Here is a 13326-nt window from a genome sequence, read left to right as displayed (position 1 = left end):
CAAGACATGAGTAAGGTTCGCTTTTTTTTCTACTGCTGCTTGGTTGTTGTGCTCTCTGCTTTCTGTGCTACGGGGTTTTGGTTCTATAAAACACAGTCTCTCAAGAACAGCATTTCCTCTACGCTTAACCACTTCTCGCTTTTTGAATATTCAGGCTACCAACTTGAAGGATTTTTCGAGTACAAATCCAGAGTTTCCTTCACGAAGCCAGTTCTCAAAATAGAAGGCCTGGAGAAGCCGCTCCTTGTGAAGTTCGATAAGCTTATCTTCACCGGTGTCCCCTGGAAGAACGAAATAGAAGTAAAGAATCCAACTACGACAGTTATTATTTCTGCAGCTGATGGACAGTTTCACTGCACAAACCTAGATGAGGCGTCCATATCAAGTATGTCAGCTGGGCAAAATGGTCTTACCCTTTCGATTGAGAAAGACAGCCTGGAGTGTTATCTACAAAACAAAAACACTAGAGGTGATACGATTCTCTTTGATCTAGCCTTGAGAATTAGTCATCTACAGAAAAGCTCACTGGAAAGTAAGACCGACGTAATTCTCAGCACTAGTGGAGGTACAAAAAAAATCAAAACTGATATGACACTAGTAAATCTATATGAGAGACCTCCCACTTATACGTTAGCTGTGAAAAAGCTTGATATCTCAACACCAGAACACAGGTGCGACATAACTGGAAAAATAGCACTTTCAGCAGGTTACATATCTTTTGCCAAAGGTGAAATATGCTTAACTGCACAGGGGGCAAATTCTTTACTATCAGCAGTTGAGAAAAGCTTAGACAGTGGCGTCACAGCACAAAAGGTATATGGATTTTTCGCGAAGATGCGTCAATTTGTGGATGAGAACCATGATACTCTGCACGTATGTGTGCAAGACAAAAATGAAGAGTTGGTAATTGGAACCAAACAAAATATGATTCCTCTACTAAAAATGTTCTGAAATTGCCCTCTTTTCCTATATTATAATTGATTCTTTCATCCTTTCATTGTAAAATTTCGGTCAGTTGATCTCGTAGCTCAGTCGGCAGAGCATTTGACTTTTAATCAAAGGGTCGTGCGTTCGAATCGCACCGAGATCACGGGTTATAAGAGTTTCTTAGGAGCATTTTTTTTGGATCCTGTGTTCGCGGTACTGCTTTTGCTTGAGAGTCACTTTTGGGGTGTATCGTGTTAACCGTAACTCTTCTGTCCTCTTCTCTAACCGCAACCTTTGGTGAAACTGTTGGATCTGTAATCTCTACTTTTGATGCTGGAGTTTTTTCTAGGACAGTTGCAGCTTATGTAAATGGTGTCAGTGTTGATCTCTCTTATCGTCTCGAATGTGATGCAGATATAGAGCCCATTCTGGTCGAAAGCGAAGCAGGAATCGAAATACTAAGGCACGATTGTGCTCATATCATGGCACAAGCAGTACAGGAGCTATATCCAGAAACAAAATTAGGAACAGGACCAGTCATTGATGATGGTTTTTATTACGATTTTTCTACTCCCACACCTTTCTCTGATAGTGATTTCGAAAAGATAGAAGAGAAAATTAAAGAAATTATCCAGAAAAACTACCGAATAACACGCGAAGAATGGAACAGAGACGATGCAGTTTCGTTTTTCCAAAAAAAGGGCGAAAAATACAAAGTTGAACTTATCAGTAAGATTCCTTCTGAAGAAAAGATTTCTGTATACAAGCAGGGTGATTTTATTGACTTGTGTCGTGGTCCGCACGCACCATCAACAGGTTGGTTGAAACATTTCAAATTACTGAAAGTATCAACTGCTTACTGGCGTGGTAACGCAAAAAATGACTCCTTGCAACGTATATATGGCACCGCATGGGCAACAAAAGACGAATTGAACAATTATCTTTCCTTCTTACATGAAGCAAAAAAGAGGGATCATCGTGCTATTGGTAAAACAATGGAACTCTTTCATCTACAGGAAGAAGCCCAAGGACAGGTTTTCTGGCACGAGAATGGATTTATCCTGTACAGAATATTGGAGAGTTACATTCGCAGTAAGCTCAGGGTGCATGGTTATCGCGAGATAAAAACACCAATTGTATACAGCAGGTGCATATGGGAAAGATCAGGACATTGGGCCAAGTTCAGAGAGAATATGTTCGTTATAAGTTCGGATGATGGCGAATTTTCACTCAAACCAATGAGCTGCCCAGCACATATTGAGGTCTTTAAACAATCTCTAAAAAGTTATAGAGATCTGCCACTGCGGCTAGCAGAATTTGGTATGTGTCACAGAAATGAAGCTTCTGGAGCATTGCATGGTCTAATGAGGGTCAGAGGCTTTGTTCAGGATGACGCGCATATTTTCTGCACACCTGAACAAATCTGTGATGAGACTACTGCGTTTTGTGAACTACTAAAAGAGGTCTACAGAGATCTTGGATTCACAGCAGTAGAAGTACGCTTTTCAGATCGACCTGAGGTGCGCCTTGGAGATGATGAAACCTGGGACAAAGCAGAAATTGCACTAAAGTCTGCTATAGATAAAGTTGGGTTGGCTTATACACTTAATCCCGGGGAAGGAGCATTCTATGGCCCAAAAATAGAGTTCGTACTTGTAGATGCATTAAAGAGAAAATGGCAGTGTGGTACTCTACAGGTCGATTTTGTATTGCCAAAGCGTCTAAATGCAACTTATGTAGATCATGAAGGAAAAAAACAGCATCCGGTAATGCTGCACAGAGCAATTTTGGGTACATTCGAGCGTTTCTTAGGTATCTTAATTGAACATTATGATGGCAAATTTCCATTGTGGCTCGCTCCCACACAGGTAGCAGTCCTCACCATTACGGAAAAGGTTGAAGAATATGCACAGTCAATTGTGAATCATCTATCCAGAGCAAGTGTGCGTGCTGTTGTTGACCTCAGTAATCAAAGAATTGATTACAAAGTCAGGTATCATACAATAAGAAGGGTCCCAATTTTGTGGATCATTGGTAAAATTGAAGAAAAAAGTAATAGCGTTGCGGTACGAAGAATAGGTTCAAGTGAATCCGAAGTGAAAACAGTTGACGCAGCCCTTGAAGAAATATTAGGGGAGTTAAATGTTCGACAAATTAAGTAGCACTAATATAAGAAGAATTTGAGGTTTAATAAATTTGAAGAATAAAGAAAAGAATTTCGCTGGCCGCTATCCAAATAGGTCTAATACAGACAAAAGAATTGTCTGGAGTTATGCAAACGCGAACAACGAAGTAAGAGTGATAGACGTGAACGATAAGTTCATGGGAGTGATGAAGATTGCCGAAGCACTACAGCTAGCCAAAAATAGAAATTTGGACTTAGTAGAGGTGTCTTCAGCTGTGGTTCCACCAATATGTAAAATATTGGACTACGGAAAATACAAATATGAGGCAAAGAAGGAATCTAACCTCAAACGAAGGAAGCAAAAGTCTGCCACGGTGAAAGAGGTCCAGTTACGCCAATCCATAGGAGCGGGCGATCTGAATACGAAACTCAAAAAAATTAGGGAATTTTTACAAGAGGAAGACAAAGTGAAAGTTGTGGTGAGGCTCCGTGGTAGAGAAATGACTAACAAAAACCTTGCTATCAACTTACTGAACAAAGTTGTAGAGGAGGTCGGATCCGAGGTTGGTAAATTGGAAAAAGAAGTTGTGCAGAATAACAATAATTTTTTTATCATCCTTGCTCCTAATGGAAAATCATAAGAAGAAACAACAGGATGTATTTGTAAAATGTGCAACATGCTTTGGTATTGGTTACCTTTCGGCGTTACCTGGAACGCTGGGTAGCGCACTTGCATTTGTTTTTCTTCCGCTGATTATATTTTTTCCGCTCTCCATCGTATATGTTGTCCTAATCTCATCATGCCTGTTCCTAATCGGTATATGGAGCTGTGATAAATATGAAGCAACCTACTCATTGGAAGACCCGAAGGAAGTTATAATAGACGAACTGGTCGCACAAATAATTTTGTTCTTGTGCATTAGTTGTACATTTGGAAATAGCTTTGAGCCTTCTGTCATGTTGCTTCTGTGCATCACATCATTCGGACTGTTCAGGTTCTTAGATATAGTAAAACCCTGGCCTATAAGTTTCGTGCAAAAAAACATACACAGAGGTTTTGGAGTAATGCTTGATGACTTGCTCGCAGCAATTATTGCTTTCTTAATAATTTTAATTATTCCGTATGTTTTGCTTTGAAAAAGGAAAACTATATTATTCAATACGTGAGGTCGCCAAAATTATAGGTCTAAAAGAATATGTATTGAGATACTGGGAAACTCAGTTTCCTGAAACACTTAAACCAAAAAGACACTCTGGAAAAAGACTTTATACACAAAGCGATATAAAGGTAATACAGAAAATACAAGAACTGCTTCACAAAAGAGGAATGACAATCAGAGGTGCACGGTCAGCCTTGGAAGGGGATACAAATCAAGCAGAACTCGAGATGGCGACGGAGCATCTCAGGTCGCTTAGAGATTTCCTTACAAAATTCGCTAGAGATTAAGAAAGCGTAGGTGAAACCTTATACAAACTCTATGATAGCCATTGGGGCTGCATCACCAACTCTGTACCCTGTCCTTATGATCCTACAGTAACCACCTGGACGATCTACATAACGTCGTGCAACCTCATTGATGAGTTTTGTAACCGCAGACTCATTCTTAATACGAGAGAGTAAAAGTCTTCTCATAGACAATGATTCCGGTACCCTAGCTTTAGTGACTAATTTTTCAATAAACGGCCTTAGAGCAATCGCCCTAGCCAAAGTAGTTTGTACTCGCCCATGCTCTATTATCGAGACGGAAAGATTGCACATAAGCGACATCCTATGCGAAGAATTCCTTGATAATCTATGCTTCTTTAACCTGTGCTTCATAATAAATTCCCATAAAGTTTAACCATGGTTATCGAGATCCATACCAAGACTTAATCCCTTACTAAACAGCTCCTTTTTTACTTCTTCTAAAGAACGCCTACCGAAGTTTGGTGCTTTCAACAAATCAGCCTCAGTTCTGGAAACCAAATCCCTTATATAAACTATATTCTCACCATTAAGACATTTTCTTGCCCTTGCAGACAAATATAAACGATCGATGCGCGCGGATAAAAGATCACTAGCATCATTCCTATCAGAAGTGGAAACACTAGAAGAAACTCCATGAACTCGATGTTCGGGGTCCGCAATATTAAGAAAACACCTCGCTTGAGCCGACAGTATCTTACTGGCTTCAAGAACAGCACTCTTCGGATCAATAGCGCCATTCGTCTCAACATAAAGAGTCAACTTGTCGTGCCCAACAAAGCTGCCAGCACTAGTAGGCTTAACTGTAAAATTCACAGTACGGACAGGATTATAAATTGCATCTATTGGAACGGCACCTTCAAGGTCGTATTCATCCTTTTTAACAGAGACAGATGAAACATATCCAAAACCGCTACTCACCTTCATTTCCATCTCTAATGAAACCCCTTCAGCAACATTGCATATCAGTAAATCCCCATTAACAACTTCGAAATCGCGACTAGGAGAAATCATACTAGAGAATACAGCACCTCCACCCGTAACAGAAAGATGCAAACTCCCAGATGTGGCACCAGAAATACTTTTTAAAACCACCTTTTTCAAGTTGAGCGCAAGGTCAGCAAAGTCCTCACGCACCCCAGGTATACAAGAAAATTCGTGCGTTAAACCCTTAATCCCAACAGCACTTATAGCAAAACCACTAAGAGACGAAAGAAGAACCCTACGCATTGCATTACCAATTGTCAGTCCAAACCCCACGCGCAAGGGCTCAACGATGAACTCAGCAGAGTACCCTTCCCGAATTTGGTTCAAAACAACAGATGGAGAAGAAAAAACATCGACCAAAGAACCCTTACTTAATACAACACTCATAACAAACTACACAACGTCAAAAATCATATATAAAAGAAAAGACTAAACCCTACGTCTTCTTCTCAGCCTTACTCCATTATGTGGAACAGGCGTCATGTCCTGAAGAGAGATAATTACAATCCCGGAATTCCGAATTGCGCGAAGTGCAGCCTCCCTAATTGGATTAGAACCACTTAAATGCACATTAAGAATCTTCAGTCCAATGCGCTTCAGCTTCGTCATTAAGGTTGTTGCAACGGACTGCGCAGCGTATGCGGTAGACTTCTTATTACCCTTAAAGCCAACCGAGCCAGAACTGGCCCAGCCTTGTACATTACCCTGATGATCGGTGACAGTAATATAGACGTTATTAAACGTTACAATAACGTGCGCATTACCCGAAACGATACTTTTTTTCTCTTTCATGTATATCGAATACTAAACTCTTTTCTTAGCTGCAATAGGAACCCTAACTTTACCCTTTCTAGTACGGGCATTTGTCCTAGTTCTCTGTCCTCTAACAGGCAGATTTTTTCTATGTCTCACCCCTCTGTAGCACTTTATATCCACTAAGTGCTTAATCGAAAAGGCAACAGACTTCCTTAACTCTCCTTCAAATGGAACACTGTTCTTGATGTATGACACAATAGAACTTAGCTGTTCCTGCCCTAAGTCTAGCAATTTGGCAGATCCATCTATAGCAAGACTAGAACAAATTTTTCTTGCGGTAGGCAGGCCTATCCCATATACATACGTCAAAGCAATTACAACCGCCTTATTATCCGGCAAGTTTACCCCTAAAAACCTCATACACTCAAATACATCTCATATAAACATCAAAAGCTGCGTCCTAAGATCAGCTGCAACCTCGTCCACAGAACGGCCCGCATCTATGCTCAACACTTTTATAGACCTAGACCTGAACAAGTTTACAATATCCCGCTCAACAGCGCTATATAGCATCAATCTCTTTTTTATAGACTCAACTTTGAGATCATCACTACGCCTTTCATATTCAACACTACCACAGGAAATACACCTGCCTAAAACAACATCATGAAGGCCACCGCATGCCTTACAAACGAACCTCTCCAAAAGCCGGGCAAAGACTTCCCTCTCAGAAACTTCAAACTTCACAAGGCACGAAATCTCAAACTCCAGTTCAGAAGACATTTCAAATAGTGCATGACACTGAACTACGCTTCGTGGAAAACCATCGAGAATAAAATTATCCCCAACTTTTATTAGCTCTTTCAATTTTTCCTTTATAACATCTATCACCAGTTCATCCGGAAGGAGCTTTCCAGCTCTAAGATCCTCAGATTGAGTTATAGTCAGAGCAGCGGTCCTCAAAAGCTTACCACAGTCAATTACGGAAGCTGAAACATAAGAACAAATCTGCAAGGACTGCGTACCCTTGCCAGAGCCAGGCGGGCCAAATATTACTAAATTCATCGCTTGTTAAAAATTACCCCTCCCTTTTTCAAAAAAGAAGAATAATGAGAACTAAAAAGATGCACCTGGATCTGAGAAAGCAGATCTGTTATGACATTTATGATTATTAACAAACTCGTACCACTAATAATAGCATCAAAGCCGAAGTAGCTACGAAAAATCTCAGGTACCACACAGATACAAACAAGATATGCAGCTCCAACAACCGTAACACGCGTAAGAACATAATCAAGATATTTTTTAGTTGATACACCAGGTCTTCTACCAGCAACAATTGCTTCACCCTTCTTCAGCGAGTCAGAAATCTCAGTTGTGTTAAAAACAAAATCACTATAAAAAAAACAGAAAAATACCAATAAAGAAGAGTGTAATAAAAAATATAGCGGTTGACCCACAGAAAAGTACCTAATAATCAATTCGCCAAGATAGCTATCCGCAGAAAAATTCGCCAAGGTTAAAGGAAATAAAATCAGCGCATTAGCAAAAATTGGAGGTATAACACCCGAAACATTAATCTTTACGGGTATACTAGAAGAAGCGTCTCCATGTGTACTACCCCAAGTCCTGCGACGTGGATAATGAACAGGAACATTCCTGGAAGCACGCTCAACGAGAACGACCAAAAAAACAACAAAAAAGAGCAAGGACAAACTTACAAAAACACCAAGAACACCTGAACTTGGAGATCCAATACCAGAAAAGAGATTACCAAAAATTGCTGGCATTTCTGCGACTATCCCCGCAAAAATTATCAACGATATACCATTTCCTATACCCCTAGAATTAATTTGCTGGCCAAGCCAAATCAAAGAGAACGTCCCGCATACCAAAGTTAAAACCGAAGTATACTTCAACAAAGAATAAAATTCTTCGTTACCCCCAACAAATGCCTTTGTCCTTTCGAGACCAACAACAATAACAAAACCCTGAAAGAAAGCGAGAAAAAGTGCAACCAATTTTGAGTAAAACGACAACCTGGACTCGTTCATAAATTCTGCGCTCACCTTTCCTTCACTCTTAAGCATCGAGAAAAACACCTGAACCACAATCGAAGAGACTATATATGGCATCACATTGAGCGCAAACAGTGTCATTCTCCCAAGAGCACCTCCTGAAAAAGTGTTAAACATTCCTATTATGCCAGAGGAAAGATTGGCACCAAAGATCTCTGACACATGCGCGGGATTGACACTAGGAAGAGTTATAAAGGTACCAAACCTGTAAACCAAAAGAGCCACCAATAAGAAACATAGTCGGTGGAACAGATCCTTAGATGACAAAAGTAATCCAAAGTTCGATTGATTCATTCAGGCAACCCAAAAGCACGTTTAGCAGAAACAGAAATTTTGTCGTACTCACAGGAAGAAATCTTAAGACCAACAAGCGAGACACCAACAGAAGCCAAAACCTTCACCGGCGAATTCTTCTTGATCAAGCCACATTTGAGCATCAACTCCTTCGAAATGTGGATCTCCCCCGAGGAGAAAACACCAGACTCCACAAGAGAAGCAATTTTCGCAACGCTAACAAGAGAATAAACCTTTTTTGCGAGGGGCCGTTGCCCACGTTTAGGCAACGCACGAAGGAAAGACTGCTGTCCCCCTTCCATACGAGAAAGGGCCACGCCAGTCCTAGAACCTTGCCCATTGAAACCCCTACCACAGGTTTTACCTTTACCACTACCTATACCCCTACCGCGCCGCTTCGAACGACGAGTCACAAGGGAGAGCAAAATATCATTTACTTTAATCATTGGGCAACAGATCCACTAACAAATTTTGACTTCTTTCTATTTCTCTTGCCAGCAACATACTCAGGAGAACACACCAGCGAGAACGCCTTAAGAGCATTTCGTATAACTATACCAGAAGTAGAGGAACCATAGGACTTGGCAATAATATCCGACACACCTAACATTTCACAGAACTTTCGCATGGCACCACCAGCAACTATTCCAGTACCTTCAGGAGCAGGTTTTATAAACAGTTTGCTAGCACCAAGCTTCGAGAAACAATCATGATGAATAGTCCTGCCTTCCTTAAGCGGAAAGCGAATCATAGCACCTTTTGCCTTTCTCACAGCCTTACTGCGTGCATCAAGCATCTCATCGTGCTTTGCAGTAGCATAACCAACTGAGCCCTTCTTGTCTCCAACCAGCGCAGCAACTCTAAACGAAAATTGACGACCACCCTTCGTAACTTTACTTACTCTTGCTATGTCAACAACGCTCTCAAAAAGATCCACATTTCTATGATCGACGTTCTTCATTTTCTGACAAAAGACCTCAAAACTCTAAACACGCTCTTACCTTTTCTGCAAAAAGCGCCACTAATCCGTGGTAAGCAGACGCACCACTATCAAACACAACCCTAGATCCCTTCAAAGATTCTGGTATTCTAGATACAAAATACTCAGCTAGATCACCCACAATAGATGAATTGAGGACACCACCATTTCTCACAAAATCTCTACTCAAAGTAGACACATGATACACCGTGTTCGCACTTGTATCATCTATAATTTGCGCATGGAAATTGCGATTCTTTCTCGAAACGACGAGACGTAAAGGCAGTTTTCCCCTTTTCCGATAGTGAGCCCTGAAGGCTCGTCTGTCACGCTTGTTTAACTTTAAAGACATTCACAATACAAAACAACCACTATTTTTTCTTTGCCTCTTTTCTAGGCATTACAACATCACTTGGAAAAATACCTTTCCCCTTGTAAGGATCGTATTTCCTAAGAGAACACAGGTCCGAAACAACTAAACCTAACACATGCTTATCCGAACTTTCAATAAGCAGCTCAGTTGGCTTAACAGCTGTAATAGAAACCGTTTCAAAAATAAAATACTTAATATTATGCGTATATCCCAAATAAAGGATAAGGTACCTACCCCGCACCTCAGCTTTATAGCCAACACCGTTAAGTAGAAGCCTACGCTGGAACTTTTTTCTCAAACCGCAAGCAATATTATTAAGCAAGCTTCTGTGCAAGCCCAGCAACATCGACATTGCATTACTCTCGGCACTCAGCTGGATGTGTTCCGCACTAACCTCGCAAGAGATACCGCTAGGGAGGGCATGATTCACGCTCACTCCTCCAGACGAAAATCTCACTATACCAGTAGACCGATCAAAGGAACAGGCTAGACCTGAAATACCAATACTGCTCTCCCCTACCCTGGACATCTAATACACCCCAAATAACAATTCACCACCGCAATTGCTGCTTACAGCCTTGTAGGAGGGCAAAATGCCCCTAGAAGTAGAAAGAACCGAAATACCCAGCTCTCCATAAAACCTCGGTATCTGACGTGCGCGCGAATAAATCCTCTTTCCCGGCCGCGAAAAGAGCTTCAACTTACTTATAACCGGCTTCCCACAATAATACTTTAACTTAATTATTATCCTCTTTACAGAAGGCCTAATTTCAACCACCTCATATCCAGAAATATAACCCTCCTCCTTGAGAAGGGCAGCTATTTCAACCAGAATACGAGAATGATATATGATGACCTCCCGAAGCTTAGCCATTTGTCCATTCCTAATTCTCGTAACAGCATCTGCAATCAAGCTATTCGGCACGCAACACCCTCCAACAAAACTACCAACTAGATTTTACAACACCAGGCAACTTTCCCCAGTTAGCCAAGACACGCAACTGTATCCTAGAGATACCAAACTTGCGATAATAACCCCGGGGTCTTCCAGTTATCGAGCACCTATTCTTACTCCTCACAGGAGAACTATTTCTAGGAAGAGAATTAAGCTTCGCCTGAATCGCAATCCTCTCCTTGAGTGAAATACTTTTATCATTCCTCATATTGCGAACGGTGGACCTCCTTTCTCTAGAACGGCACGCAAGTGCTTTTTTCCTTTCGTCTTTTACTACCAAAGCTTTTTTTGCCATACAAAAAATTCCAAATACTAATCCCTAAACGGAAACCCGTAGCAAGATAACAAGATTCGTGCTAACCGATCAGTAGAAGCCGTGGTAACAACAACAACATTCATCCCAATTACTCGATAAGTTTTGTCAAAATCTATTTCAGGAAAAACGATGTGTTCCGTCAAACCAAAAGCCATATTACCGTGTCCGTCAAAATTTCCCGCCGTAAACCCTTTAAAATCCTTTTGATCAGGTAAAGCCACATACAATAGCCTGTTTATAAAATCGAACATCTTTTGCTTGCGAAGAGTAACCCGGCAACCAACTGGAAAGCCCTTACGCAATTTGAAAGAAGATATAGACTTCTTCGCAACTGTTACCACAGCTCTCTGCCCAGCTATGAGAGATAAATCTTCCACAGCAGAAGCCAAGAGCTTACTGTCACTACTGGCACTACCTAATCCAATACTGAGACACACCTTCTCAAATCTTGGAGCTTTTACAGAGGAATCTACCCCGACCTCTTTCATCACCTTTGCCAACGCACTTTTATGATATTCACTTCCAAGCATCTTAAAATACCCAAACTAGACAAACTCGGCAGTCCTTTTGAAGATCCGCCTCTTCGCACCGTCCTTTAATTGAAAGCCAACCTTTGAGATAAAACCATCCCCCGCAAGCAGAGCAATATTAGAAACTGCAATCGGGTAAGGCCTGGTATCAAACTTTTTCCCCGCTTGAGTTTTCTTGATAAACCTACGAACATTCACGTCAGATACAACGACGCGCACTTCTTTTTTTCCACCAACAGAGGAATAAAGAACTTTCCGCACAATGCCTACCTTACCAGCTTCACTGCCCGAAATAACCCTTACTTGATCACCGGACACAATCTTTCTCATTGAAAAACCTCCTGTGACAGAGAGGAAATCTTTGCAAAACCTTTATTACGGCGTAATAAACTATCCGTAGGCCCAAAAACCCTTGTCCCTATCATTTCATTCTGCTTATTGAGAAGCACAACAGCATTATCACCAAAAACCACAATACTGGAAGTAGATCTCTTCTTGACTCGTACAACAACTGCTCTATGTACAGAACCAGCAGAAACTTTACCCACAGGAACGCACTTCTTCACCGAGACAGTTATTACATCACCAATTGAAGCCGTCTTCTTCGAACCCGAGATACCGATACACAAAACCTTTTTAGCACCTGAATTGTCAGCTACATCCAACACAGTTTCTTTTTTTATCATAAATCCAAGACAACTACCTAAACTACCAACCACGCCTTTCGAGCAGACATAGGCCTAACAGCTCGAATCCTAACCACCTGTCCGGCCCGGACAACATTTTCTTCATCATGCGCCAAATAAGATTTTGAAAGATGCAAAACCTTCTTATATTTCGGATGAGACACCTTGCGAGTGACCCTGACCTTAACCGTCTTAGACAAAGAATCTCTAACGGCAACACCTTCTAATATCAACGCGGACATCTTAACTCCCTTTACTTTCTCGCAAACATGTCAATATTCGTGCAATATCCCTACGGATAAACCTTTTAGAAGTGGACCTGACTCCAGGCTCAGAAGAGGAAACTCTGAGACGAATAGTAAACAACTCAGCTCTCATAGAGGAAAGCAATTCCATCAGTTCTTTATTAGACCTAGCTCTAATATCAGATATTCTCATAGCTCAGAAGATACCCTCTCAACAAATTTCGCAGCAAAAGGAAGCTTAGCAGACGCCTTGCATAGAGCAAGCTTAGCCCTTTCCCTGTCCACACCACCCAGCTCAAAAAGCACCCTACCTGGAGAAATAGCAAAAATGTAAGAGTCGACAGAGCCCTTACCACCACCCATCCGAACATCAGTGGGCTTACGCGTCAGAGGAATTCCTGGAAAAACATTTATCCAAAGCTTTCCTGTTTTTGAAACAATTCTGGTTATCACTCTACGTGCAGATTCTATTTGCCTCCCATTGAGCCTAGCACTCCCAATTGCCTTGAGACCAAACTCCCCGAAAGCTAACTCAGAACCCCTAGCACTCGCATCTGAAAACCTAACTTTTCTAAACTTCTTGTGCTTTAATTTCTTTGGTGCAAGCATA

The 13326-nt window shown here is 41.2% G+C and carries 23 protein-coding genes and 1 tRNA gene; 6 read left to right on the top strand and 18 right to left on the bottom strand.

Annotated features, from left to right (window positions below):
- Nucleotides 1-6 precede the first annotated feature (6 nt).
- The 6 genes from GP480_RS01190 (at nucleotide 7) to GP480_RS01165 (ending at nucleotide 4499) form a co-directional block, all read left to right on the top strand.
- Nucleotides 7-951: a hypothetical protein gene (locus tag GP480_RS01190; RefSeq protein WP_160095120.1), complete on the top strand. Its 945-nt coding sequence runs from the start codon at nucleotides 7-9 to the stop codon at nucleotides 949-951.
- Between the two features lie 66 nt (nucleotides 952-1017).
- Nucleotides 1018-1090 (top strand) — tRNA-Lys (locus tag GP480_RS01185).
- 88 nt (nucleotides 1091-1178) lie between these two features.
- Entirely contained in the window at nucleotides 1179-3089 is a 1911-nt protein-coding gene (thrS, locus tag GP480_RS01180) for a threonine--tRNA ligase (RefSeq protein WP_237111372.1), read from the top strand.
- Nucleotides 3090-3123: 34 nt separating this feature from the next.
- Nucleotides 3124-3693, top strand: a complete 570-nt coding sequence (infC, locus tag GP480_RS01175) for a translation initiation factor IF-3 (protein WP_160095116.1) — start codon at nucleotides 3124-3126, stop codon at nucleotides 3691-3693.
- A complete protein-coding gene (locus GP480_RS01170; protein WP_160095114.1) occupies nucleotides 3680-4189 on the top strand; it encodes a phosphatidylglycerophosphatase A family protein in 510 nt (169 codons plus the stop codon). Before infC ends, GP480_RS01170 begins: the two co-directional genes overlap by 14 nt.
- On the top strand, nucleotides 4176-4499 hold the full coding sequence (locus GP480_RS01165) for a MerR family transcriptional regulator (protein ID WP_160095112.1): 324 nt from the start codon (nucleotides 4176-4178) through the stop codon (nucleotides 4497-4499). The genes GP480_RS01170 and GP480_RS01165 overlap by 14 nt, the downstream gene beginning before the upstream one ends.
- 18 nt (nucleotides 4500-4517) lie before the next feature.
- Here GP480_RS01165 and rplQ read toward each other — a convergent pair whose 3' ends face one another.
- From rplQ to rplP, 18 genes are read right to left on the bottom strand one after another with little or no spacing between them, the layout of a single operon-like run.
- A complete protein-coding gene (gene rplQ, locus GP480_RS01160) occupies nucleotides 4518-4871 on the bottom strand; it encodes a 50S ribosomal protein L17 (RefSeq protein WP_160095110.1) in 354 nt (117 codons plus the stop codon).
- Between the two features lie 18 nt (nucleotides 4872-4889).
- Nucleotides 4890-5891 (bottom strand): DNA-directed RNA polymerase subunit alpha, encoded by a 1002-nt coding sequence (locus GP480_RS01155; RefSeq protein WP_160095108.1) that lies wholly within the window; start codon nucleotides 5889-5891, stop codon nucleotides 4890-4892.
- 42 nt (nucleotides 5892-5933) lie between these two features.
- Nucleotides 5934-6296, bottom strand: coding sequence for a 30S ribosomal protein S11 (gene rpsK, locus GP480_RS01150; RefSeq protein WP_067978947.1), 363 nt, complete (start codon nucleotides 6294-6296; stop codon nucleotides 5934-5936).
- A gap of 12 nt (nucleotides 6297-6308) precedes the next feature.
- On the bottom strand, nucleotides 6309-6680 hold the full coding sequence (gene rpsM / locus GP480_RS01145; protein ID WP_160095106.1) for a 30S ribosomal protein S13: 372 nt from the start codon (nucleotides 6678-6680) through the stop codon (nucleotides 6309-6311).
- Between the two features lie 15 nt (nucleotides 6681-6695).
- A complete protein-coding gene (locus GP480_RS01140) occupies nucleotides 6696-7325 on the bottom strand; it encodes an adenylate kinase family protein (protein WP_160095104.1) in 630 nt (209 codons plus the stop codon).
- Nucleotides 7322-8632 (bottom strand): preprotein translocase subunit SecY, encoded by a 1311-nt coding sequence (secY, locus tag GP480_RS01135; RefSeq protein ID WP_160095102.1) that lies wholly within the window; start codon nucleotides 8630-8632, stop codon nucleotides 7322-7324. The genes GP480_RS01140 and secY overlap by 4 nt, the downstream gene beginning before the upstream one ends.
- Nucleotides 8629-9078, bottom strand: a complete 450-nt coding sequence (rplO, locus tag GP480_RS01130; RefSeq protein ID WP_160095100.1) for a 50S ribosomal protein L15 — start codon at nucleotides 9076-9078, stop codon at nucleotides 8629-8631. The genes secY and rplO overlap by 4 nt, the downstream gene beginning before the upstream one ends.
- Nucleotides 9075-9593, bottom strand: coding sequence for a 30S ribosomal protein S5 (locus GP480_RS01125; RefSeq protein WP_160095098.1), 519 nt, complete (start codon nucleotides 9591-9593; stop codon nucleotides 9075-9077). The genes rplO and GP480_RS01125 overlap by 4 nt, the downstream gene beginning before the upstream one ends.
- A 16-nt stretch (nucleotides 9594-9609) precedes the next feature.
- A complete protein-coding gene (locus GP480_RS01120) occupies nucleotides 9610-9963 on the bottom strand; it encodes a 50S ribosomal protein L18 (protein ID WP_160095096.1) in 354 nt (117 codons plus the stop codon).
- Nucleotides 9964-9982: 19 nt separating this feature from the next.
- The gene (gene rplF, locus GP480_RS01115) at nucleotides 9983-10513 is read right to left on the bottom strand and encodes a 50S ribosomal protein L6 (RefSeq protein ID WP_160095094.1); all 531 of its coding nucleotides are present in this window, start codon (nucleotides 10511-10513) and stop codon (nucleotides 9983-9985) included.
- Nucleotides 10514-10909 (bottom strand): 30S ribosomal protein S8, encoded by a 396-nt coding sequence (rpsH, locus tag GP480_RS01110; protein ID WP_160095092.1) that lies wholly within the window; start codon nucleotides 10907-10909, stop codon nucleotides 10514-10516.
- Between the two features lie 19 nt (nucleotides 10910-10928).
- Complete coding sequence (gene rpsN / locus GP480_RS01105) at nucleotides 10929-11234, bottom strand: 30S ribosomal protein S14 (RefSeq protein ID WP_160095090.1); 306 nt, start codon at nucleotides 11232-11234, stop codon at nucleotides 10929-10931.
- Nucleotides 11235-11251: 17 nt separating this feature from the next.
- A complete protein-coding gene (rplE, locus tag GP480_RS01100) occupies nucleotides 11252-11785 on the bottom strand; it encodes a 50S ribosomal protein L5 (protein WP_160095088.1) in 534 nt (177 codons plus the stop codon).
- Nucleotides 11786-11800: 15 nt separating this feature from the next.
- Nucleotides 11801-12115 (bottom strand): 50S ribosomal protein L24, encoded by a 315-nt coding sequence (locus GP480_RS01095; RefSeq protein WP_160095086.1) that lies wholly within the window; start codon nucleotides 12113-12115, stop codon nucleotides 11801-11803.
- The gene (rplN, locus tag GP480_RS01090) at nucleotides 12112-12471 is read right to left on the bottom strand and encodes a 50S ribosomal protein L14 (protein WP_160095084.1); all 360 of its coding nucleotides are present in this window, start codon (nucleotides 12469-12471) and stop codon (nucleotides 12112-12114) included. Before rplN ends, GP480_RS01095 begins: the two co-directional genes overlap by 4 nt.
- A gap of 17 nt (nucleotides 12472-12488) precedes the next feature.
- Nucleotides 12489-12713, bottom strand: a complete 225-nt coding sequence (rpsQ, locus tag GP480_RS01085; protein ID WP_160095082.1) for a 30S ribosomal protein S17 — start codon at nucleotides 12711-12713, stop codon at nucleotides 12489-12491.
- A gap of 1 nt (nucleotide 12714) precedes the next feature.
- Entirely contained in the window at nucleotides 12715-12909 is a 195-nt protein-coding gene (gene rpmC / locus GP480_RS01080; protein ID WP_160095080.1) for a 50S ribosomal protein L29, read from the bottom strand.
- Nucleotides 12906-13325, bottom strand: a complete 420-nt coding sequence (rplP, locus tag GP480_RS01075; RefSeq protein WP_160095078.1) for a 50S ribosomal protein L16 — start codon at nucleotides 13323-13325, stop codon at nucleotides 12906-12908. The genes rpmC and rplP overlap by 4 nt, the downstream gene beginning before the upstream one ends.
- Between the last annotated feature and the right edge of the window lies 1 nt (nucleotide 13326).

Source organism: Neorickettsia findlayensis (assembly GCF_009856525.1).
Lineage (GTDB): Bacteria > Pseudomonadota > Alphaproteobacteria > Rickettsiales > Anaplasmataceae > Neorickettsia > Neorickettsia findlayensis.
This window is presented reverse-complemented; position numbering and strand designations above follow the sequence as displayed.